Origin of the sequence: Sphingomonas sp. Leaf34, assembly GCF_001421805.1 — a bacterium.
In the GTDB taxonomy this organism is placed as follows: Bacteria; Pseudomonadota; Alphaproteobacteria; order Sphingomonadales; family Sphingomonadaceae; genus Sphingomonas.
On the sequence record NZ_LMLC01000003.1, the window covers coordinates 455,686 to 479,016 of the forward strand.

Below are 23,331 nucleotides of genomic sequence, written 5' to 3' on the forward strand. Positions count from 1 at the left end.
CAGTTCGAGTGTCATGGATCGGCAGGCCGAAACTGGCAAACCGATCATCCAGGATGACGCTGTCTCCTACCGGAGGATTGTTCGCCAACTCGATCGGCGTTGCCTCCTTTGCGACAATCATGTTCGTTGACGATCAGCGAGTGCTGCATCCGGGCACATCTCAGACCGATATCGGCACGAACAGCATAGGCCGGTGCCCGACCGCGGCTGACGAAGACCTATCTCAGCAGCTATCGCTCACGGGATGCTTGCGGTGTCCGTGGGCACCAAAAGCACGGTGACATATCGTCCGCGCCTTCAGTCAACGCCGCATTTATCCCCGATAACCGCGATCGGTTTGCGCTCTCCTGCGCTGGACACCGGTCTTCGCTAAGCCGATTGCAGTGTCGTTGTGTCGCATGACGACACGCCGACCCCACTTGCGGTGGGGTGGTTGAAAACCGCAGGGCCAATCAACACCGTTCCCTTGCTCCGGACCTCGGCGACGGGCCTTCCAATTGAGGACACGCGTATCCGCAATTCGACGGCCCGGTTTTGACCCCGATCTAGAACCCGAGTTCCGTCATCGTCACGACGCGGTGTTCGCGGGCGCTGATCTCGGCAGCGGTGCCGATCGCGACGGCGCGCAGGCCGTCTTCCGCGGTGACCTGGACCTGCCCTTCACCGCGCACCGCAGCGGCGAAGGCCGCGTGCTGGTAATAGGTCGCACCTTCGTGCGAGCCGGCGGCTTTGGCCGCCGGGTCCACGGCGACATGGGACCGCTCGACCTGTTTCGGGTTGAGAAAGCCGACGCGTGGGGAATAGACCAATTCGCCCGCGGGAATCCGCACGTCGAGCCGCGCGGCGTCGCCGGTCGCGGACATCGCCTCCTGATCCTCGGCGCCGTCGGCGAACATGCTGAGGTCGAGCATCGCCCGCACGCCATTGGCGAAGTCGACAGTCGTATAGCTGTTATCGATGATGTCGGGACGCTGGCCGTCATAGCGTTCGTCAAGGTGGTTCACATCCATCGCGCCCGAACAATACACCCGCACGGCTTCGGCGCCGACGATCAGCCGCATCAGATCAAAGAAATGACAGCATTTCTCGACCATGGTGCCGCCGGTGTTGTGCGAGAAGCGGTTCCAGTCGCCGACCTTGGGGAGAAACGGGAAGCGGTGTTCGCGGATCGAGAGCATCTGGAGGCGGCCAACGCGCCCGCCGTGCACCTGGTCGATGAACGCGGCGGCGGGGGGCATGAAACGGTACTCCATGCCGGTCCAGAATGGCTTCGCATGACCAGCGGCGCGCTCGACGATCCAGCGCGCGTCGTCGATCGTCGTGGCCAGCGGCTTCTCGCAGAGGATGGCGGCATCCATGTCGAACAGGCGATCGAGCACAGCGCGGTGCGTGTTGTTGGGCGAGGCGATGACGATCGCATCCACCTCCGCGGCGGCGGCGAACGCCTCGACCGAATCGAACCGTGCGACACCCGCGGCCCGGTCGCCCAATGCCGCGGTCGCCCAGCCGATCGAGTCCGCGACCGGGTCGGCGATCGCGACGATCTCGGCGCCCGGCAGGATCGCCAGGTTCCGGATGTGTTCGACGCCCATCATGCCCGTTCCGACGACGCCGTATCTGATCGTGGCTACCAAGCTGACTATCCCTATGCCATGAGCCGTCGTTATGACGACGATCCGCCTTTCCAACGACCTCCGCCCGCTCGGCAAGAGCGAAATCTTCGTTTCGCCGATAGCCTGGGGCATGTGGCGGCTGGCCGGAGAGGTTGCGCCCGTCCGCGCGATGATCGACGCGGCGCAGACGGCGGGGATCAATTTCTTCGACACCGCCGACATCTATGGCTGCGACGTGCCAGCCGGGTTCGGCTCGGCGGAGGCGCTGTTCGGGCGCGCGCTGGCGGAGGATCGGTCCTTGCGCGCGCAGATGGTGATCGCGACCAAGGCGGGCATCCGGCCCGGCATCCCGTATAATTCGAGCGCACCGTATCTCAGCGATGCACTGGAGGCGTCGCTGACGCGGATGGGTGTGGAGCAGGTCGATCTGTACCAGATCCACCGCCGCGATTTCCTGACGCATCCGCAGGAAGTCGCCGAAACGCTGACCCGAATGATCGAGGCGGGCAAGATCCGCAGCATAGGCGTATCGAATTACAGCCGTGACGAGTTCGATGCGTTGCAGTCGTTTCTCGGCCAGCCCATCGTGAGCACGCAGCCGGAGTTCTCGCCGCTGCGCACGGCGCCGCTGTTTGACGGGACGCTCGACCAGGCGATGCAACACGACGTTGCGGTGATGGCGTGGTCGCCCCTAGGCGGCGGCCGGCTGGCGCAGGGCGAGCACCCCGCGGCCAGGCTGCTCGCCGAGCATGGCGCGCGTTGCGGCGTCGATGCAGCGACCGCGACGCTCGCGTGGATCATGGCGCATCCGGCACGGATCATTCCGATCGTCGGCTCGCAGACCCCGGCGCGGATCGCGGCGTCGGCCGATGCTTACAAGGTCGAGTGGACACGCGCCGAATGGTATGCGGTGTTGCAGGCCGGGATGGGTGAGAACCTTCCATGAGCGACCTGCTGCCGTGCGAGATCAGCTGGTTCTCCGCGCTGTGCGACGACGACTACGAATTTCTCGGCGTGCCCGACGAAGCGCTCAAGTCGAGCTGGGAGCATTGCCGCGACATCGTCATGCAGGCCGAGACCGCAGGCTACGATAACATCCTGCTGCCGTCGGGGTATGCGCTGGGGATCGACACGACCGCGTTCGCCGCGGGAATCGCGCCGATGCTGAAGCGGTTGCGGCTGTTGATGGCGGTGCGGATCGGCGAGAGCTGGCCACCACAACTCGCGCGCCAGATCGCGACGATCGACCGGATGCTCGGCGGGCGGCTGGCGATCAACATCATCTCGAGCGACCTGCCGGGTGAGAAGCTTGAGAGCGCGCCGCGATACGCGAGAACGGTCGAGGCGATGCATATCCTGCGGACGTTGCTGGACGGCAAGCCGCTCGATCATGATGGCGAGTTCTGGAAGCTGAAGGTCGATCCGCCTCGAACGACGACGGTGTCCGGGACCTGCCCGGCACTATATTTCGGCGGGCTGTCCGACGCTGCGCGCGATGCGGCGGCGACCAACGCGGACGTGTATCTGATGTGGCCGGATACGATGGATGCGGTGCGGGCGATCATCGCCGATCTGCGGTCGCGTGCAGCCGAGTATGGCCGGACGTTGCGGTTCGGCTACCGCGTGCATGTGGTGGTGCGCGACACCGAGGCGGAGGCACGGGGGGCTGCCGATCGGCTGTTGTCGAAGCTCGACGATGCCGAGGGTCGCGCGATCCGGGAGCGGTCGTTGGACTCGCAGTCGGCTGGCGTGCGACGTCAGGCCGAGCTGCGCGAGGGGTCCGAAGACGGCTATGCGGAGGCGAACCTCTGGACCGGGATCGGGCGTGCTCGGTCGGGGTGCGGCGCTGCGATCGTCGGGGATCCGGATCAGGTCCTGGCGAAACTGAACGCGTACCGGGCCGAGGGAATCGATGCGTTTATTCTTTCGGGGTATCCGCATGCGGCGGAGGCTGATTTGTTCGCGCGGCATGTACTGCCGCGGATCGAGCACGGGCCGCTGATTATTTAGCGAGCCCCCCGCCAATTGTGCCATTCCAGCGAAGGCCGGGCCCTAATTCGAGGACGTTAAGGACTACGTACAGCGCCCGCGAACCCTGTTCTCCGGCCAACGCGGGAGTCAGTCCGGATTCCCGGCTTCGGGGGGGAAAATGCTTGCGTGAGCGGGAGGTCCAGGCAAATCCGCGGTAACGCAGGGCGTGCGAGCCCCTCCTCTGCTGCAACCAAATAACCGGGTCGGCGAAGAGAAACTGGCTAGCCTCTGCGCTCGGGTCGTCCATGCTAGACGCTTATGATCAAGCCTACCAAGACCGTCGCACAACTCAGCGCCCGCGCGCGCGCACTCCTGTTCGCGCTCGTCGTTACCGCAGGAATCCTCAATCTCGTCGATCGCCAGATCATCTCCGTCCTGAAGCCAACGATCGCTGCCGATCTCGGCTGGAGCGACGACGATTATGGGACGCTCGCGGCGTGGTTCCAGGGCGGGGCAGCGTTCGCGTTCCTGTTCACCGGGTGGATTGTCGACAAGCTCGGCGTCAAATGGGCGAACCCGATCGGCGTCGCGGCGTGGAGCATCGCGGCGATGGCGCATGGCTGGGCGCGGTCGATGACCGAATTCGTGATGATCCGCGTCAGCCTCGGCGCGACCGAGGCGATGGGAACGCCGACGGGAATCAAGACGATCGCGTCGGTGTTGCCGAAGAACTGGCGGTCAAGCGGGTTCGGCGCGACCAATGCCGCCAACAGCATCGGCGCGATCCTGGCGCCGTTGGCGATCCCGAGTGTCGCGCTCGTGGTCGGCTGGCGCGGGACGTTCGTCGCGGCGGGTGGGCTGGGGCTGGTATGGGCCGCGGTCTGGCTGATCGCGACGCGCCGCGTACGCTTCTCCCCATCCGTTCCGCTCGAACGTCCGGTCGAAACGGACGCGACGCCGCCCACCGCTTACGGCCCGATCCTACGCAACCGCCAGACCTGGGCGGTCGCGGGCGCGAAAATCCTGTCGGACGCGACGTGGTGGCTGCTCCTGTTCTGGCTCCCTGATTTCTTCCACCGGCAATATGGGCTGAGCGGCGTCGCGCTCGGTGTGCCGCTGGCGATCGCATATGGTGGCGCGGCGGCCGGGTCGCTGCTCGGCGGCGGCGTTTCGACGCGGTTGCTGAGCCTCGGCTACAGCGTCAATGCGGTGCGCAAAGGCATATTGCTGGTCGCCGCGCTCTGCGTCCTGCCGATCCCGCTGGTGCTTTATGCGGGCAGCTACGCAGTCACGATCGGACTGATGGCGCTCACGCTCGCTGCACATCAGGCATTTTCGACCAATCTCTTCGCGCTGATCGCCGACGTCGTGCCACAGGACAAACTCGGCCGCGTCACCGCGTTCGGGTCGTTCAGCGGCAATGTCGGGGGCATGGTTATCGCCAAGGTTGCAGGACTCGTCCTGACCGCCGGGCTCGGGTATCTCCCGCTGTTCCTGTTCGCGAGCTTCTCCTACCTGCTCGCTGTCGGCTGGATCCATGTGTTGTTGCCAGTGCTGCGGCCAGTCGAGGCCCGCTAAAGCTCTCACGACAGGCCTGCATGTCATTCTTTATACCCATCGCACGAATGGGAATTAAAAGACGCTATAATTTCGGGAGGGAAACCATGTTCGACCCACGCACTCAGCGTCTCAGCCTCGCGCTTTTCGCCAGCACCGCGCTCGCGACGCCGGTGATCGCGCAGGACGCGCCCGCTCCGGCCGCTGCGGCCAGTGCCCCGGCGGCCGAAAGCGACGACGTCATCGTCACAGCGCGCTATCGCAACGAGACGCTCCAGTCGGTGCCGATCGCGATCACCGCGGTCAGTGGCCAGTCGCTCGCCGAACGCCAGTTGAACACGGTCGAGAATATCGCCGCGACGATACCGTCGGTCGGCTTCCGCAGCGGTGCGTCGAACAAGGATCGCACGATCTTCATCCGCGGCGTCGGCACGATCACGACCTCGCCGGGCGTCGAGCCCTCGGTATCGACGGTGCTCGACGGCGTCGTCCTCACCCGCCCCGGCCAATCGACGCTCGATCTCGGTGAGGTCGAGCGGATCGAGGTGTTGCGCGGACCACAGGGCACGCTGTTCGGCAAGAATGCCTCGGCCGGCGTGGTCAACATCGTTACCCGCAACCCGACCGACGCGTTCCGCGCGTTCGGCGAAGCGGGCCTTACGTCCGACGCGGAATATCGGATCAAGGCGGGCATCTCCGGCGCGCTCGTCCCCGGCAAGGTGCAGGCGCTGATCGGCGGTCTGTACGACGACTTCAAGGGCAACGTCCGCAACGTCGCGCAGGGCAAGGACGTCAACGGGTATCGGCGTTACGGCGCGCGCGGCAAGCTCGTCGTGACTCCGGCCGACGCGTTGAAGCTCACGATCATCGGCGACTATCTCAATTCGCACGATACGACGCCGACCAGCGTTTATGCCGCCACCAGCCGCACCGCCTATCCGACCGGCGTCGTCACCAATTCTTCCGATCTCGCCGCTGCGCTCGGCGCAAGCGGGATCGTCGCGGGGGCGAGCAATCGCCGGACCAACAACAATTCGATCACCGACGTGAAGGACGAGAATTACGGCGGATCGTTTACCGGCGAACTCACGCTTGGCGACTACCACATTACCTCGATCACCGGTTGGCGACAGTGGCTCAATAACCAGCGGCAGGACTATGACAGCGTCGCTGCGCTCTCGACCGTCTTCCCGTCGGGGCAGGATGCGGGCAGCGTCAATACCAAGCAATTCTCCGAGGAACTGCGGCTGACGTCTCCCAGGGGCGGGCTGATCGATTACGTCGTCGGCGCCTATTACCTCCACGCCACGACCGACGAACGCTATCAGCGCACGCTGACCTCGCTTGCGGCCGATGGCGCGCAATCCAGCACGACCGGCGTGGCGAACTACGGCATCGTCAACGACAATTACGCGCTGTTCGGTGAGGCCAACGTCAATTTCACACCGAAATTCCGCGGTATCGCCGGCTATCGCTCGACCTGGGACAGCCTGGATTTCTATCACGTCCGCACCTCGACCGCGGATCCGCTCGACACCGGCGCAGCGGCGCTCGACCGGCCCGGCGTCCGCGCGTACCACAACGCGACAGGCGGGATCGACAAGCGCGGCGACAGCTATCGCCTTGGGCTCCAATATGATCTTGGCGCGCACGCGCAGACCTATTTCACCTATTCGCACGGCTATAAGGGCCCGGCTTACAACGTGTATTTCAACATGCGGTCGTTGAATGCGACGACGCCGCTGGACGAAGTGCCGCTGAGCCCGGAGACGTCCAATTCCTACGAGGTCGGGCTGAAGGGCGGCACGTCGGATCGCAGCTTCAGCTACAGTCTGGCCGCATACACGACCAACTTCGACGGCTATCAGGCAAGCTTCAACGACGTCGTCGCGGGCGCGCAGGTCAGCCGGCTGATCAACGCCGGCTCGGTCCGCTCGCGCGGGGTCGAGGCCGACGTGACGCTGCGCCCGACCAAGGGTCTGACGCTGGATATCTCCGCCGCTTACACCGATGCGACGGTACGCAATTTCCTCTGCCCGACCGGCGCACCGACGAGCTGCAACATCGACGGTCAGCCGCTCCCCTATGCGCCGAAGATCAAGCTGTACGAGAATGCGGCGTACAAGTTCGGGCTGACCGATACGCTGGCGCTGGAACTGCAGACCGACGTGACGTTCAGCAGCAAGGTGCAATATGCGCTGTCCGAAACGCCAAGCACGATCCAGCCGTCCTATGCGATATGGAACGCAAGTGTCGCCGTGCTGAGCGACGCGTCCGGGTGGCAGCTTCGCGCCTATGTGAAAAACCTGACCAACGCGTCCTATTCGTCGTTCCTCACCGCGGGCACGTTTGCCGGCACCGTCCGGTTCGTGCCGCGCGACGACAAACGCTATGCCGGGCTGTTGCTGCGCAAGGATTTCTGACCTCCCGGCGGTGATCGATATCAACTTGGTGCGCGGTCGGCGCGGATCGGCGGCGCACCGGCGTTGCGGTGGAAGCAGGACACGTTCATGCGACCCGTGGCCGCGCGTATCGGGAGAACGTCATGAAAGTTGCGATCGTTGGCGCCGGGATTGCCGGCCTGTCCTGCGCACTGCGCTTGCAGGATGCCGGCCACCGGGTGACGCTGTTCGACAAGGGGCGCGGTGCCGGCGGTAGGATGTCGACACGGCGGATCGAGACGCTAGCGGGCATCGCCGCGTTCGATCATGGCGCGCAATATCTGACCGCGCGCGATCCCGGCTTCGCCGCCGCGATCGGCGCCTGGGAGGCGGCTGGCGTGGTCGCACCCTGGCCTGCCGCAGGTGACGATGCCTGGGTCGGCACGCCCGGCATGAGCATGATCGTCAAGCATCTCGCCGACCGGACCGACGTTCGCTGGCAGCATCAGGTCACGGCGCTCCGCCATGATAGTGCGGGCTGGCACATCGCGCCGTTCGCGACGGAGCCGTTCGACACGGTGGTGCTTGCCGTGCCCGCAGAGCAGGCCGCGCCGTTGCTCGCCGATCATGACCCGGTCTTGGCGAACGCGGCTCGCGGTTGCCACGCATCGCCGTGCTGGACCGCCATGTTCGCGTTCGCCGCGCCACTCGCGATCGCCGACGATATCGTCAAACACGCCGGCATCATCGGCTGGGCCGCCCGCAACAGTGCCAAGCCTGCACGCCAGGGTCCCGAAGCCTGGGTCGTTCAAGCCACTCCGGACTGGTCGACGACGCATCTGGAAGATCCGGTCGACAGCGTCGTCGATCATCTGCTCGCGGCACTGGCGGAGCAGTGCCCGGGACCGATGCCGACGCCGATCGTCCGCGCAGGCCATCGCTGGCGCTATGCGCGCGCCGTAGCGACCGATCTCGGATGCCTGTGGAATGCCGATCTCGGGATCGGCGCAGCGGGCGACTGGCTGTTGGCCCCGCGAATCGAAAGCGCATGGTTGTCGGGACGGTCGCTCGCGGACCATATGCTCGCGGATTAGGTCCATTCCCTTCCTTCCCCGCCAGGGGAAGACGGCGCCCGAGCTGATGGTGGAGCGGACGCACCGCAATAGCTCGCACCTGCCTCCCCCTCCTGTCGGCAAGGCAAAGCCACCTGCGCGCGCGGCCGGCGTAAATCCGATTCAGGCGTGTGGTTGGCGGCCGAGCCGCCGCTCCAGCCAGTGCGACAACAGCAAATGCGGCAGCGCGACCGTGGCGAGGAGCTGGAAGGCCTGCGCGGTCGGGTCCGCTGGCAGCCACCGTGCAACATTGGCCGCGAATACCAGCCAACCACCGATCGCGAGCGCGGACATGCCGCCCCCGGTGACCAGCCACGCCCGCCGCGACATACCGCGCAACAGGCCGCGCGCCTCGGCAAGATGGCGCGGTGAGTGCAGGAACACGAAAAACAGGGCAAACCCGGCAACCGGCGGCGCGACGATCAGCATAAGGATCGCCAGCGCCATCGCCCCTGCCCATTCGCGCGCGCCGCCACGCCAGGCGACGACGACTCCCACCCCCGTCACGAGCAACGCGACCGGCGCCACCGCGATCACCGCGCGTGCGACGACGTCGCCGCCCGCCCCGCCCGCCATACCGACGAACAGGTGCGACACTGCGGAGGGATGCCCGATCGCGGGTGCGGCAATGATCGCGGCACCGGCCGCGACCTTGTGTAGCGGCTCGTCGAGCATTGTCCAATCCTCGCCGAAATGCACGGCTGCTACGCCCAGGAACAGGATTAGCGCAGCCACCGGCGCTACCAGCCAGAGCACCGCCATCACCCCGGCCACCGCAACATAGCCCGCAACCGCAAGGCACAGCCCGCCGCCGGCTAGCCGCGTTGCCTGCACGAGCAACGCGATGTCATAGGCACCGTGCGGCATCCCGCCGACGACAAAAACGAGTGTCGCGATCACCGTCGCGGTCGGTCCATCGAGCGGCATTCCGGCTGCGATCGCCGCAATCAGATACATGCTCGCGAGCCAGAATGCGGCACGCACGACACCACCGCGCCCGATCGGGACACGGTGGTGGTGCATCAGGCGTGTGGCGCCCATCAGCCGCCGAACAGATCGGTCATTCGGCGTGGACCGTCGCGCCATGCGCCTCGACCTGCGATTTGCGCATCGAGATCATGAAGATCAGCACGCCGACGCCGGCCTTCGCGACGAGATCCGCAATCGTGTAGCCGAGCTGGATGACGGTCGTCGCGGTCGCGCCGGTCAGCCCTGCATAGGGTGCCATGTAGACGATCGGGTAGAAGCCCCATGATGCGAACGTCAGCAGACGCGCACGGCGGACGAGATCGCGCGCGGCCACCGGCTGTTGCTCGATCGAAGCGCCCAGCCCGCGAAACAATTCCCAGACTATGTAGACGAACGGGATCGACGACAAGGTCCCCCACAGCGCGCGGGTCGGAATGTCCGCGGCGATCTCGCCCGGATAACCAAGGACGATCATCAACGCCGCGGCAAACCCGAGCCGAAATGTCTTCGACGACGTCTGTTCGGGCGACAGCCGCATGACCAGCACCAGCTCGATCAGCAACAGCGGCACCGTCAGCAACCAGTCGACATAGCGATAGGCGTCGTTGAACGCGAAGCCCGTCGCGGCGAGCACGCCGTCCTTCAGGACATATGCGGCGTTCCAGCTCTCGAAGATGCGCAGGTAGTGATACGCCGCGATCGCGGTCACCAGACCCGAGATCGTCACCGCGGTGCGATAGGCCGGCGCGACCTGCGTTCGGCTGAGCCACAGGAATGCGGTCGCCGCGCCCATCGCCGCGAGCGTGAACGAGAACGCGTTATAGACCAGCGAGAATTGGAACGGTGTTATGATGTCCATCGGGATCTCCATCGCCTTGCTGCGGCTGGCCCGCTCGCGTGGAGAACCAGCCTCGTTGCGGGAAGCGCAGGCCGAGATTGATCGGCGCACGTCCCCCGATGATGGCGCCACAGCGGCCTTGAAGGGTATCGGAGGGAGTTCCACCCAGGACGCGATGCGTTGGCTGTAGACCCCGCGCCCCGGCCGCTGTGACGACCAGAACCTGAATACGCCCCCGCGAGACGAGCCGCGATACGGAACTTGGTCCGTATCGGTCGATATCTCAAAGCCCCGCTTCGACCGCCAGCCGGATGAGATCCGCGGTCGTCCGCAGCGCCAGCCGCTCCATCAGGATCGCGCGGTGCATCTTCACCGTTTTCTCGGCGAGCCCCAGATCCGCCGCGATCTGCTTGTTGAGCAGGCCTTGCGCGACACGCTTGAGCACCTGCCCTTGTCGCGGCGACAATGCCTTGACCATCTCAGCCGCTCGGATCCGGCGCATGCTCGAGGGTGTCGCCGCACCCGCGTCGATCTCGACCTGCGACCCGAGAAAATACAGCAGCTGGTCCTCCTCGTCATAGATCGGGGCGACCAGCACGGCGTTACGGAACGGCTGCCCGCTGCGCTTGTAGTTCAGGATCTCGACGAGCACCGGCGTATGGGCGCGCACGCCGCGCCGGATCTCCTCCGACAGCCACGGCTCGGTCGCCGGGCCCGACAGGAACCAGCAGTTGCGCCCGACGACCTGCGCCGCCAGATAGCCGGTCAGGTCGCAAAACGCCTGGTTGCACGCGATGATCGGATTGTCGGGCAACCGCGGATCGCTGATGACCGATGCGATCGGGCTCTCGGTGACAAGCCGGACCAGCCGCCGGTTGGACCGCGCCGATAGTTCCGTCTGCATCATCGTGTCCCAGCCCCTCCCGCAGCCCTGCCGTCTCGCGACGGGCATGACTTTTATCGATTAGCACGTGTCTCGGCCGCCCGCGTGCAATTCGATGTTTGCGTCGCGCAGGCGACAAAGCGAAAACGATATCGCGAAGCCCTTGCTTGCGACGAGTCTCTTAGGCAGGGCCGTCTCGTTTCCAGGAGTTGAGCCATGCCAAACCGTATTACCGTTGACCAAGCCAGCCTCACCGACAACGACGTCGCGCAACAGGTCGAGTTCACTGCCGAGATCGACGGCGACGAGCGTGATTTCGCGGTCAAATACGCCGTGCTGCGCGAACTGAGCGGCGATGAGCCCGAAAACGACGCGCTCGAGCTGTTCGAACGGTTCAGCGACGAGATCCTCGACGTCTGCGCCGATGTCGCCGACCAGCGGCCAAATGCCAACGTGGTCATGATCGACGACGACGACCTCGAATAAGCGATCGACCGTCAACCGGGCCGCAGTCACCCGGGCAGCCAATGAGTATCCTGCGCGTTCAAGCCGTCCAACACGGAGAGACACGATGAAGCTCTATTACTCGCCCGGTGCCTGCAGCCTGTCGGACCACATCGCGCTGCACGAGGCCGGCCTCTCGTTCGAACACGAGAAGGTCGATCTGAAGGCCAAGCGGACCGAGAGCGGCGCCGATTACACCGCGATAAACCCCAAGGGCTACGTTCCCGCGCTGACGCTGGATTCGGGCGAGACGTTGAGCGAGAACATCGCCATCCTCGACTGGATCGCGCATCAGGACAGCGCGCTGAAGCCGGCGGGCGCGATGGGCCATACGCATCTGCTCGAAGCACTGGCGTTCATCTCGACCGAAATCCACAAGAGCTTCAAGCCGTTCTTCTCCGGCGCGGGCGATGACGAGAAAGCCAAGGCCGCGGAGACGATTGTTAAGCGGATGACCTATCTCGCCGATACGATGCAGGGCGACTTCCTGTTCGGTACGGACATCAGCGTCGCCGATTTCTATCTGTTCGTGATGCTGCTCTGGGCGCAGAAGAACGACATCGAGGTGCCGGCGCAGCTTGCCGCGTTCCGCGACCGGCTGATGCGCCGTCCATCGGTGCAGACGGCGATGCAGCACGAAGGTCTGATCTGACCCCTTCGGACGATGCGCGCGACGATCACGCGCGCATCGTCCTCACCGGTATCAAAGGTACCGCCACCACCAACCGGTTTGGGTACGCTTGAACGCGGCAAAGCTGCGACACGCAAACCAGCACGGCACCGCGATCAGCCCCGCCACCAGCCAGAGCGCCATCACATTCGGGACGCTCACCAATGTGCCGTCCACGCCCAGCACCCATCCGGCCGCGTTATTCAGCGCATGCACGACATACAGATGCAGGATGTAGAAGAACAACGGCGCCGATCCGAACACCGCCAACACCGTCGTCACCCGCGCCGGCATCCGCTCGATTGCGGCGAGCAGGATCACCCCGATCCCAAGGGTCAGCAGCAGGAAGTCGGCGGACGGCGGGTATTTCGTGAGGTTGAGAAAGCTCATGACCGTCGCGAGGGTTCCGCCATCATGCTCCCGCAAGAGCGGTTCGCCATAGCCGTCGATCGTGCGAAGGATCGCAAACGACACGAGCGCGCCGCCCCCCGCAACCAGCAGCCGACGGCGGCGCTCAATGCGATCGACGGTGCGCGCGAACCAGGGTCCGATCGCCCAGCCCAGCGCGATCACCCCGATCCATGGCAGTACCGGATATGATGTCCGGGCCTGCCCACCGAAGGGTAGGTCGAGCAGCCCGCGGTCGTGCAGCACCGCCCAGATCACGTGCCCGTGTTCGCCTGGGGCGATCGCAACCGGATCGAGCAGATTATGGCCCAGCACGATCACCAGCGCGAACGCGACGACAAGTGGACGCGGCAGATGCAGGATCGCGGCGAGCGCGATCATTGACAACCCGATCGCCCAGATCACCTGAAGGTAGACGAGCGCCGGGGTGGGATCGAACGTCCACGCGAAATTGACGATGGTCCATTCGAGCGCCACCAGGAACATCCCACGCTTCACCAGGAATGAGGATGCCGCCGCGCGACGCTCGTCCGGCGCCCTGCCCTCGGCATACAGCCATGCCGCCAGCCCGGTCAGCAGGACAAAGACCGGCGCGCACAGATGCGCGGCGGATCGCGTGAAGAACAGCGCGGGTGGCGTCGTCGCGATCGTCATCGGATCGCTGACCGGCGCATGGGAATAGAAAAACTCACGGGTGTGATCGACCAGCATCAACAGCATGACGAGGCCTCGCAGGGCGTCGATGGACACGATCCGCTGACGCTTCGTCGCGATCGGCGGGGTCGTCCGTGCCAGCGCGTCGTTGGAAACCGCCGCCGCGGTGATCATCATTGACATAGGTGTCATACCTCCTTCACTGCGATGTTACATCATCACCAAAAAGGCAAATTGTCTTGCTGATTTTTCTGCGGCGTACCGGACCGATCACCGCCCTTTTCGGCTTCATACTACCGCTCTCGGTGGCGGCGCAGGAGCCCGATCGCGAGACTGGCAGCGAGGAGATCGTGGTGCTCGGCACCCGCCGCGTCGCACCGGATCGGACCTTGTCGTCGGATGTCGCGACCGAACGCATGTCGCCATCGAGCCGCTCGCTCGAACGCGATCTGCTGAGTGCTGCGGGGACCTACCGTCTATCGGACGCGCTCGAACTGGTCAGCGGGGTCAGTAACCAGAACAATCGCGGCGGCTTTCTCGACAATTTCGCGATCCGCGGCTTTCTCGGCACGCCCGACGGCGGCGCGGAATATTATGTCGATGGGTTCCTCGCCAATCGCGGCCTCGCGCCCCCACGCGATCCCGCGACCACCGAGCGGATCGAGCTGCTCAAGGGACCGGCCGGCGCAGTCTTCGGCGACATCGATCCGGGCGGTCGCGTCAACATCGTCAGCAAGACTCCCCGCTTCACGCCGCGTGCGACGGCAACGCTCACCTATGGATCGTTCGATACGCGCCGCACCGAATTGGACGTGACCGGGCCGCTGTCCGCTACGCTCGCCGCGCGGATCGTGGTCGCCGCCGAGAACAGCGATGGATGGCGCGATTTCGTCCCCCTGCGGCGTCGCGTCGTGGCGCCGTCGCTGACATGGGCGCCGCGCGATGGCGCCCGCCTGACCTATATCGGCGAGATCACGCAATTCGATGCCCCGTTCGACCGCGGTATCCCGGCGATCAACGGCGACGCCAATGCGCTGCCGCGCACGCGCTACTTCGGCGAACCCGCGGACGGAACGACGCGGTTCCGCAACACCCGCCACCAGCTGTCCGGAGAGATCGCACTCGCTGACTACCTCACGCTCGACGGCGGGATCGCGCGGCGCACCGGCTCGCTACGCGGATTCTCGTCGGACCAGTCTAGGCTGGTCGGCGGCGACACGCTGTGGCGTCAGCGTCGCGCGCGCGACTACACCGTCGCAGACCTATCGGCGCGGCTGCAACTGACCGGCAATTTCGGCGCGCACCGCGCCAGTATCGGCGTCAAGGGCTATACGCTCGCCTATCACGAGGGACTGCTCCGCCGGAACCCGACCGCGACGGTACCCCACGCGATCGCTGTCTTTGCGCCGGTCTATGGCGGCCAGGCGCTGCCGCTGCTGCCGTTCACCGACAATGACGAGACGCGCCGCGCCGCCACGCTGTATGTTCAGGATATGTGGGACGTGACGCGGCGCCTGACGCTCAGTGGGGGCGTGCGGGTCGACGCCTATCGCCAGCGCATCCGCAACAACCGCACCGGTATCGTTGGCCTGAGCGTCGACGCGCCGGTCAATTTTCGACTCGGCGGTCGCTATGCGATCGACGATCGGTTCGCACTTCATGCCAATTGGGGCGAGAGCTTCCTGCTCAATTCGGGCATCGGTCGCGACGGTCAGGGTTTCGCGGCCGAACGCGGCTACGGCTATGAGGTCGGCGTAACGGCGGCGTTGCCCGGCCTCGACATCGCGGTCACCGGGTTCGACATCGCCAAGCGCGACATCCTGACCAACGACCCGGTCGACCCGAACTTCCTCGCGCCGGTAGGCTCGCTGACCAGCCGCGGGATCGAGTTCGACGCCTCGTTGCGGATCGCCGAACGCTGGCAGGTCGTCGCCAACTACGCCTGGACGCGCGCGCGGACCGACGATCGCAGCTTCGCCACCGACCGGGTCCTCAACGTCCCCGAGCACGCCGCCACGCTATTCGCGCTCGGCCGCTTCCTCGACGCGGACGGTCGCGGTGCCTCGGTCAGTGCCGGGATCAGCTATGTCGGCGCCCGCGCTGGCGCGATCGACACGAGCGGCCTCGTCCTGCCAGAGTACCTCAAGGCGAAGGCCGCCGTCGAATACGCCGTTTCGCCTGCATTCACTGCCCGGCTCGAAGCCGACAACCTGTTCGATGCGCGCTATGCACAAAGCTCGTACAGCCCGGTCTGGATCTTTCCCGGCGCACCGCGAACGCTGCGGATGTCGGTCCGCATGAGCTATTGAATCAGGCGATCTCGAGCACCGCAGTCTTCAGATGCGCCGAGTCCGGCCCGACCATGATGTGGAATTGGCCGGGCTCGACCGTCTCGTGCATCGCCGAATCCCAGAGTGCGAACGCGTCGGGCCCGAGCGTGAAGCGCAGCGTGCGGCGCTCGCCGGGCGCGAGCGTGACGCGCTCGAAGCCCTTTAGTTCGAGCACCGGTCGCGCGACCGACGCGACGAGGTCGTGGACATACACCTGCACCACCTCGTCGCCTGCCCGCGCGCCGATATTGGCGATCTCGACCTCGACGACGACGCTGCCCGCCCGACCGATCCGCGCCGCGGACAGGCGCGGCTCGCCGATTTCGAACCGCGTATAGCTCAGCCCGTGTCCGAACGGGAACAACGGCGTCATCTCGGCGAACAGATAGCCGCGCTGCGTCGAGGGCTTGCGATTATAATAGAACGGCACCTGCCCGACTTCGCGAACCACCGTGACGGGCAGTTTGGCGCCCGGATTGATCCGCCCGAACAGCGCCTCCGCCATCGCCGTGCCGCCCTCCTGCCCCGGATACCAGCATTCGAGGATCGCATTGGCGCGCGCAACGACATCGGGCCAACTGGGCGGCCGGCCATTGATCGCCGTCACGACGATCGGCTTACCCAGCGCGTGCAGAGCATCGAACAGCGCGCCCTGCTCGCCGACCAGATCGAGCGTGGTGCGGTCGCCGAGATGATTTCTGGCGAACCCCTCGCGGCTGGTCTGCTCGGTATCGCCGATCGCCAGGATGATCGTGTCGGCACCGCGCGCGATCTCGACCGCCTCGGCGATCAGCGCGCGGTTGCGGACCGGGTCGGCGAGCAGGACTTCGTCGACCGACCGGTCCTCGCTCTGCGTGATGAAGACGCCCTGCGCATGGACGATCTCCGCCGCGCTGCCCACGATCGCGCGCACGCCATCGAGCAGCGACACCGACTGGCGCGGCGGCGCGGAATAGCCACCCAACCGCGCGATCGCCGCATTGGGGCCGATAACCGCGACCCGCCCCTTCGCGGTCAACGGCAACGTGCCGTCATTGGTCAGCAGGCATAAGGATCTGCGTGCCGCCTCAAGCGCGAGCGCGCGGGCCTCGGCGTTGCCCGTCAGCCGCGCTGCCGCTTTCGCGTCGACGCTCGCCGCCTCGAACAGCCCGGCGCGAAACTTCAGCGTCAGGATCCGCGCGCACGCCGCATCGATCGCCGCGATCGATATCGCCCCAGCATGGACCTGCGCGGGCAGCGTGCGATAGGCAAGACCATCGGGCAACGCGCTGTCGACGCCCGCGCGCAGGGCCAGGCGCGCCGCCTCGTCCTGGTCCTTTGCGACATGGTGGATCGTGTCGAGTTCCTCGATCGCCCCGTAGTCGCTGACGATCGCGCCCGAAAATCCCCATTCGCCGCGCAGCACGTCGCCAAGCAGCCAGTGGTTCGCATGGCTTGGGACGCCGTCGATCTCGTTATAGGACGGCATCACCGCGCCGATCCCGGTCCGCGTGACGACCGCACGAAACGGCGGGAAAAAGCTCTCGCGCAGTTCGCGTTCGCCGATCGGCGCAGGGCCGATATTGTTGCCCGCCTGCGGTTGGCCGTGCCCCGTCATATGCTTCAGCGTTGCGAACACCTTGCCCGGCGCCAGCGTCGTGCTGTCGCCCTGCAAACCCTTGACCGCCGCGACGCCCATCTCGCCGCACAGGTACGGATCCTCGCCAAACGTCTCCTCGATCCGTCCCCAGCGCGGATCGCGGGCGATATCGACGACCGGTGACAATGCGAGATGGCTGCCATGCGCGCGCACCTCGCGGCCGATCACGCTCTGCGCGCGGCGCATCAGGTCGCGGTCGAAACTGCCTGCCATGCCGATCGCCTGCGGGAACATCGTCGCATCGGGCGCCATGTACCCGTGCAGCGATTCCTCGTGGAAGATCACCGGGATGCCCAGCCGCGTTTCCTCGCGTGCCCAGCGTTGTACCGCGTTGACGAACGCGATCGTCGATGCCGACCCCCGGAAGCGTGCACCGGTTCCGCCCGCGACCTCGGCCACCGACGGGCCACCGCGCAGATCCGACGGTCGCGTTATCTGACCGAAGCTTGCCGGATAGGCCGCGCTTGCCTTGGCAGGATCGAACGTGAGTTGCCCGGCGGTCATCACGTCGGCCTTCGTCGCCCACAGCGATATGGTCTGCGCCACCTTCTCCTCGATCGTCATCCGCGCCATCAGGTCGCGGACGCGGAGATCGACCGGCGCGCGGGAATCCTTGTATATCGCACCGTGAATCGCCGCCGCCGCAACGCCAGGCGTCAGCGCCACTATCGAGGCGGATCCGAGCCAGCGAAGCACGCCGCGGCGGCTCGTTGCGAAGGATGTCGTGGCACCGTCAGGCATGATCCGCTCCCGTAAATCGCGGCATTGCTGTCGATGCCATCGTCGTGATAGCGATACCATGTCTGGTTATCGGATGCGCTGTCAATGCGCACCGGACGCGTTGCGCGCCAGATGGGAGAGACCGATTGCGGGCATGGTTTCATACGATCCCGTTGGTCGCGACCGCGGATACCGCGGCGCTCGCGATACCCGCGCCTATACGTGCTGGGGACGGATGCGCACGATCTTGCCTGCTACAAGGCACGCGTCCCGCAACCCGCAACCCGCAACCCACAATGACATCGCTACGCCAGTCAAACCGCAAGGATCATCGATGCACATCACACGACGCACCGGACTCACGATGCTGGCGGGACTGGCCGCAACGGCGGGTGGCGCCGGCCGCGCGCACATGCACCGCCCCGCTGCGCCCGGCGGGCTCCAGGCCATCGCCGCAAGCAAGGGGATACGGCTCGGCGCGTGCTTTGCTTGGGGAATGCCCGGGGCGGATCGCGGATCGTTTGCCAATCCTGCCTACGCCGCGCTGCTTACGCGCGACTGCGGTATTCTGGTGCCCGAGAACGAGCTGAAGTGGCAGGCGCTTCGGCCGACCCCCACCCGTTTCGACTTTGCCCGGTTCGATGCGATGATCGCCTGGGCACAGGCCAATGCACTGCCGGTGCGTGGACATAATCTGCTATGGCATCAGCCGAAATGGATGCCACGTTGGGCGGAAAATCATGATTTCGGCGCCACCCCCCGTCGTGCGGCGGAACAGTTGCTAGTCGATCATATCACCACCGTCTGCGAGCGATACGGCACGCGCATCCAGAGCTACGATGTCGTCAACGAAGCCGTGAATCCCGCCGATGCGACGCTGTACCAGACCGCACTGTCCCGCGCGCTGGGCGGTTCAACGGCGACGCTGGACCTCGCCTTCCATATTGCGCGTGCCGCCGCGCCGCACGCGCAACTCGTCTACAACGACTATATGAGCTGGGAGCCCGGCAATGCCCAGCACCGCGCCGGCGTGCTGCGACTGCTCGAAGGATTCAAGGCGCGCGGCGTCCCAGTCGATGCGCTCGGCGTGCAATCGCATATCATCACGCAAGGCGTTGATACGCGCGTGCATATCGCGGCGCTGGAAGGCGAGTGGCGCCGTTTCCTCGATGCAGTGACGAGCATGGGGTACGCGCTGGTCATCACCGAACTCGATGTCCGCGACGCCGCGCTGCCCGCCGACATCGCACGACGCGACGCGGCGGTGGCAGCGTATACGCGCGGCTATCTCGACCAGATGTTGTCCTATCCGCAGCTCGACGATGTACTGTTGTGGGGCATGAGCGATCGCTACAGCTGGATCGAGGGATTCGAGCCGCGGACGGACAAGGCGCGACGCCGTCCCTGCCCTTACGACCGCGCGTTCAAGGCCAAGCCGATGTACGCGGCGATCGCCGCCGCGCTGACCGCTGCCACGCCGCGCATTCGAGGCTGACGCCGCGGGATTTTTATATAGTCGGTTAGCCGTGCCGACGTAAAATGCGAGAGGGGCTTCCGGTTCGTCCTGCTCCGGCCGCGGACGCCTATCCCCATGATGCCGCCACGATCGACCTGACGAAGCCGGGTTATCGCCGTCGCCGGCCGGCCCGCGCGCAATGCCGACGCGATCGGACCCCGCACCCAAGCCTGCAGCCGATGCCGGCGCATTGATGCGATGTTAACCGTGCATCGTCCACAAGTTGCCACGGAGCACCGCACGCGCAATGACAACACCTTCCGAGATTGATCGCGAAGAGCTTCGCAATCTTCGCCTGCTCGGCGAATATTGCAGCGACGTCATCGCAACGGTCAACGCGGAGATGATTTTCAGCTATATCTCGCCCTCCGTCGAGCGGCTGTTCGGCTGGCCGGTAGAGGCAGCGCTCGGGCATTCGATCGCCGAGTTCGTCGTTGCGGAGGATCTGCCCGAAATTGCCGCCGCGACCGCGCAGTTGCGCGCCGGCCAGATTCGCAGCGCGACCGTGACGGTGCGGATCAGACGATACGACGGCACGCTGGTCTGGACCGAGATCACCTCGCGTCCCGTCGGTGGCCCGACGCTGGACGGTCTCGGCGAACGTGCGGTCGTGATCCGCGATATCTCCGAACGCAAGCTGCTCGAGGATCAATTGATTGCGATGGCGATGAAGGATGGACTGACCGGCCTCGCCAACCGCCGCGCGTTCGACATCGCGCTCGCCAAAGCCTGGACGCAGGTCAAGACGATGAAGAACCAGATGTCGCTGCTGTTGCTCGACGTCGATCATTTCAAGGAGTTCAACGACTCCTACGGCCACCAGACCGGCGATGATTGTCTTCGTGCGATCGCGACCGCGCTACAGGCCTTACCGCTCTCATCCGACGATATCGTCGCGCGCTATGGCGGCGAGGAGCTCGCCATTGTTCTCGCGCAGGGCGGTGCCGACTGGGCGGCGGACATTGGCCAGCGCGCGTGCGACGCGGTTCGCGGTCTGCAATTGCCACATCGCCATGCACCGACCGATGCCCGCATCCTGACGATCAGCGTGGGCGCCGCCACCGTTCTGTGGCGCCATGGTGGCTCGGCAGAAATGCCGCACGCGTTGATCGCCTCGGCGGACCGCGCATTGTATCTGGCCAAGAAAAGCGGTCGCAACCAGGTCTGCACCGGATTGGTGCTGGGGGCGTCCGGCTAGTCGACGCCGTCAACCGAGTTGCGGCCTCACCAGCATTTTATGCGATACCGGCAAGCCCCGGTTCACGCTGGAGCGTTACTGATACCCGCCTCTCCTATTGCGATACGTATCACGATGTCGACGTTCCAAGTGAGGCTGTGCTTCGCCCTCACCCTGCTGATCCTCGTCCCGGCACCCGCGTCCGCGCAGACGGCCGCGACCGGTGCGACGGGCGCGACGGGCGCGATCGCACCACGCCCGCAACTGCCCGTCGATGCGCTGATGCAGGATGCTGCGGAATATGCCCGCGCGTTCGCCGTACCGCTCGACGAGGCGATGCATCGGCTGCGCGCGCAGACCGACAGCATCGTCGTCACCGATCAGCTGCGCGAAACCTATCGCGATCGATGGGCGGGGATCGTCGTCGAGCACGTTCCCACTTACCGGATCGTGATCCTGCTGACCGGGAACGATCCGGTTGCGGATCAGTCCGTTCTGGCCGGCGACCGCGTCGTGCCGATCGTCTTCCGAACCGGCGCGACCGTCAACCGCGCGACGATGCTGACCAGGATCGCCACCTATCAGGCGCAGATCCGCGCCGCGCTCCCGCATCCGCCTGGTCTGGGCATCGATCAGCGGACCGGCGCGCTACTGGTGATGATCAGCGGACGCGATGCGGAACTGGATCGCGACGGTGCATTGCGGAGGAAGCTCGAAACGATGACCGGCGTGCCCGTTCGGATCGAGGCGATCGACGCTCGCCCGTCGGACATGGCGCAGGCCGTGCCGATTCAGGACCCGACTTCGCCGAGCGTGACGCCGGAGGCGCCGCTGACGCTGCCCCCCGCACGTGTGCCGATCGTCGCGGGCGGCGCTCGAGTCGTCGGAACGGTCGATGGTCGGCGTTACGCCTGTACCACCGGGTTCGTCGTCACCGATGGCCTACGGTCCGCGATCGCGACCGCGGCGCACTGTCCCGACACGCTGCGCTATGTCGATGCGCAGCGGGGCAGCGTCGCGCTCGACTTCTTCGGCCAATGGGGGTGGGGCTATCAGGACGTCCAGATCAATGCGCCTCCGACCGTCCAGACGCTCGCGCCGGCATTCTATGCCGATACTGCCAAGACGCTGACGCGGAGCGTCTCGACCTGGCGCAACCGCGAAAGCACGCGCGCGGGCGATTTCGTCTGCCACCGCGGCGAACGCACCGGGTATAGCTGCGCGCTCGTCGCCATGGTCGATTTCGCGCCGGCGGGCGACCTGTGCGGCGGCGCGTGCCTGCCGACCTGGGTCGCGGTCGCCGGGCCGACGTGCAAGGCCGGCGACAGCGGCGCACCGGTCTTCGATCGGACCGTCGCGCTCGGCCTCGTCAAGGGCGGCACCTACCGGCGTGATGGCACGTGTGCCTTCTACTATTATATGTCGACCGACTATCTGCCGCCGGGCTGGTCGCTCCTCTACGCCACGCCGACCGCTGGGGCTGCCCCTGCCGCCGCCGGCTCCGTCCCCGCCGCGCGTTGACGCCGCTTGTACGCGCCGCCCGTCAACGTTGTACGTTCACGCCGCCCGCGCATGCTGCGACGCCATTGCTCGCGCTACCCGATCGGCGCTTGACGCGTTACGCCGGGATATGACCGACACGCCACCCGCCATTCCCGCCGCCACTCTGGTCGTATTCCGCGATGCCGGCGGCGGTGCGCCCGAATTGCTCTTCGTCGAACGCGCGAAGGCGATGGCGTTCGCGGGCGGCGCGCTGGTGTTTCCCGGCGGGCGTGTCGATCCGGGCGACCATGCGCTCGCGGCGATGCTTGGGAAGGACGATTCGGAAAGCGCAGCACGAATCGCCGCCGTGCGCGAGACGATCGAGGAAGCGGGCCTGCCGATCGGCCTGTCGCCGATGCCGTCCCCCTCCGCGTTCGAGCGTTTGCGCGCGGCGCTGCATGACGGACTCGCGTTTGGCGCGGCGCTGACGGATGCCGACGTCAGTCTCGACCTGGATGTGCTGGAATATTTCGCGCGGTGGCGACCCGCGCATGCCCATGCCCGGATCTTCGATACGCGCTTCTATCTGGCGCGTTTGCCGGCGGGCGCGCCCGAACCGCGCGTCGATGCGACGGAGAATGTCCGGCTGTTCTGGACGACCGCGGCCACCGTGTTGGCGGAGGCGGATGCGGGGCGCGCGACGATCATCTTTCCGACCCGGCGCAATCTGGAACGGCTGGCGCAATTTGCCACCTTCGACGCCGCTCTCGCACATGCCCGTGCGCATCCGGTGCGGACCGTGACACCATGGACCGAAGTGCGCGACGGGATCGAGCATCTCTGTATCCCGCACGACTTGGGCTATCCTGTTACGTCAGAGCCACTGCTGGACGCGGTGCGCGGCTGA

Annotated in this window: 18 protein-coding genes; 12 read left to right on the forward strand and 6 right to left on the reverse strand. The window is 65.8% G+C overall.

The genetic code is table 11. From position 1 onward, the window contains the following. Positions 1-545: 545 nt before the first annotated feature. Positions 546-1,634, reverse strand: coding sequence for a Gfo/Idh/MocA family protein (locus tag ASF00_RS10620; RefSeq protein WP_268795096.1), 1,089 nt, complete (start codon positions 1,632-1,634; stop codon positions 546-548). Between the two features lie 31 nt (positions 1,635-1,665). Between ASF00_RS10620 and ASF00_RS10625 the strand changes: the two genes are divergently transcribed. The 5 genes from ASF00_RS10625 to ASF00_RS10645 all read left to right on the forward strand — a co-directional run bounded on the left by ASF00_RS10625 (position 1,666) and on the right by ASF00_RS10645 (position 8,616). Beyond that, entirely contained in the window at positions 1,666-2,559 is an 894-nt protein-coding gene (locus ASF00_RS10625) for an aldo/keto reductase (RefSeq protein ID WP_055878316.1), read from the forward strand. Continuing rightward, positions 2,556-3,623: an LLM class flavin-dependent oxidoreductase gene (locus ASF00_RS10630; RefSeq protein WP_055878319.1), complete on the forward strand. Its 1,068-nt coding sequence runs from the start codon at positions 2,556-2,558 to the stop codon at positions 3,621-3,623. The genes ASF00_RS10625 and ASF00_RS10630 overlap by 4 nt, the downstream gene beginning before the upstream one ends. 279 nt (positions 3,624-3,902) lie before the next feature. After that, entirely contained in the window at positions 3,903-5,162 is a 1,260-nt protein-coding gene (locus ASF00_RS10635; protein ID WP_055878321.1) for an MFS transporter, read from the forward strand. An 86-nt stretch (positions 5,163-5,248) separates the two neighbouring features. Then, positions 5,249-7,564, forward strand: coding sequence for a TonB-dependent receptor (locus ASF00_RS10640; protein ID WP_055878323.1), 2,316 nt, complete (start codon positions 5,249-5,251; stop codon positions 7,562-7,564). Between the two features lie 122 nt (positions 7,565-7,686). Continuing rightward, complete coding sequence (locus ASF00_RS10645) at positions 7,687-8,616, forward strand: NAD(P)/FAD-dependent oxidoreductase (RefSeq protein WP_055878325.1); 930 nt, start codon at positions 7,687-7,689, stop codon at positions 8,614-8,616. 141 nt (positions 8,617-8,757) lie between these two features. Here the strand turns inward: ASF00_RS10645 and ASF00_RS10650 are convergent, their stop codons facing one another. From ASF00_RS10650 to ASF00_RS10660, 3 genes are all read right to left on the reverse strand, one after another. Beyond that, positions 8,758-9,675 carry a Brp/Blh family beta-carotene 15,15'-dioxygenase gene (locus tag ASF00_RS10650; RefSeq protein WP_235525739.1) on the reverse strand — a complete coding sequence of 306 codons (918 nt, stop codon included), beginning with the start codon at positions 9,673-9,675 and terminating at the stop codon, positions 8,758-8,760. Positions 9,676-9,694: 19 nt separating this feature from the next. Further along, positions 9,695-10,462 (reverse strand): bacteriorhodopsin-like, encoded by a 768-nt coding sequence (locus ASF00_RS10655; protein ID WP_055878861.1) that lies wholly within the window; start codon positions 10,460-10,462, stop codon positions 9,695-9,697. Positions 10,463-10,724: 262 nt separating this feature from the next. After that, complete coding sequence (locus tag ASF00_RS10660) at positions 10,725-11,345, reverse strand: LuxR C-terminal-related transcriptional regulator (RefSeq protein ID WP_055878327.1); 621 nt, start codon at positions 11,343-11,345, stop codon at positions 10,725-10,727. 195 nt (positions 11,346-11,540) lie between these two features. Here ASF00_RS10660 and ASF00_RS10665 point away from each other — a divergent pair, with 195 nt between their 5' ends. After that, positions 11,541-11,810, forward strand: coding sequence for a DUF1488 family protein (locus ASF00_RS10665; RefSeq protein ID WP_055878329.1), 270 nt, complete (start codon positions 11,541-11,543; stop codon positions 11,808-11,810). A gap of 85 nt (positions 11,811-11,895) precedes the next feature. Next, on the forward strand, positions 11,896-12,480 hold the full coding sequence (locus tag ASF00_RS10670; protein ID WP_055878331.1) for a glutathione S-transferase N-terminal domain-containing protein: 585 nt from the start codon (positions 11,896-11,898) through the stop codon (positions 12,478-12,480). A gap of 51 nt (positions 12,481-12,531) precedes the next feature. Here the strand turns inward: ASF00_RS10670 and ASF00_RS10675 are convergent, their stop codons facing one another. Beyond that, positions 12,532-13,743 (reverse strand): DUF1624 domain-containing protein, encoded by a 1,212-nt coding sequence (locus tag ASF00_RS10675; protein WP_235525746.1) that lies wholly within the window; start codon positions 13,741-13,743, stop codon positions 12,532-12,534. Between the two features lie 56 nt (positions 13,744-13,799). Between ASF00_RS10675 and ASF00_RS10680 the strand changes: the two genes are divergently transcribed. Continuing rightward, a complete protein-coding gene (locus tag ASF00_RS10680; protein ID WP_235525747.1) occupies positions 13,800-15,869 on the forward strand; it encodes a TonB-dependent siderophore receptor in 2,070 nt (689 codons plus the stop codon). A 1-nt stretch (position 15,870) separates the two neighbouring features. Here the strand turns inward: ASF00_RS10680 and ASF00_RS10685 are convergent, their stop codons facing one another. Further along, positions 15,871-18,270: a glycoside hydrolase family 3 N-terminal domain-containing protein gene (locus ASF00_RS10685; protein WP_055878336.1), complete on the reverse strand. Its 2,400-nt coding sequence runs from the start codon at positions 18,268-18,270 to the stop codon at positions 15,871-15,873. Between the two features lie 313 nt (positions 18,271-18,583). Between ASF00_RS10685 and ASF00_RS10690 the strand changes: the two genes are divergently transcribed. From ASF00_RS10690 to ASF00_RS10705, 4 genes are all read left to right on the forward strand, one after another. Continuing rightward, a complete protein-coding gene (locus tag ASF00_RS10690; RefSeq protein WP_055878339.1) occupies positions 18,584-19,744 on the forward strand; it encodes an endo-1,4-beta-xylanase in 1,161 nt (386 codons plus the stop codon). Positions 19,745-20,012: 268 nt separating this feature from the next. Then, complete coding sequence (locus tag ASF00_RS10695; RefSeq protein ID WP_055878342.1) at positions 20,013-20,963, forward strand: GGDEF domain-containing protein; 951 nt, start codon at positions 20,013-20,015, stop codon at positions 20,961-20,963. 114 nt (positions 20,964-21,077) lie between these two features. After that, the gene (locus tag ASF00_RS10700) at positions 21,078-22,463 is read left to right on the forward strand and encodes a hypothetical protein (RefSeq protein ID WP_200910520.1); all 1,386 of its coding nucleotides are present in this window, start codon (positions 21,078-21,080) and stop codon (positions 22,461-22,463) included. A 109-nt stretch (positions 22,464-22,572) separates the two neighbouring features. Next, positions 22,573-23,331: an NUDIX hydrolase gene (locus ASF00_RS10705; protein ID WP_055878344.1), complete on the forward strand. Its 759-nt coding sequence runs from the start codon at positions 22,573-22,575 to the stop codon at positions 23,329-23,331.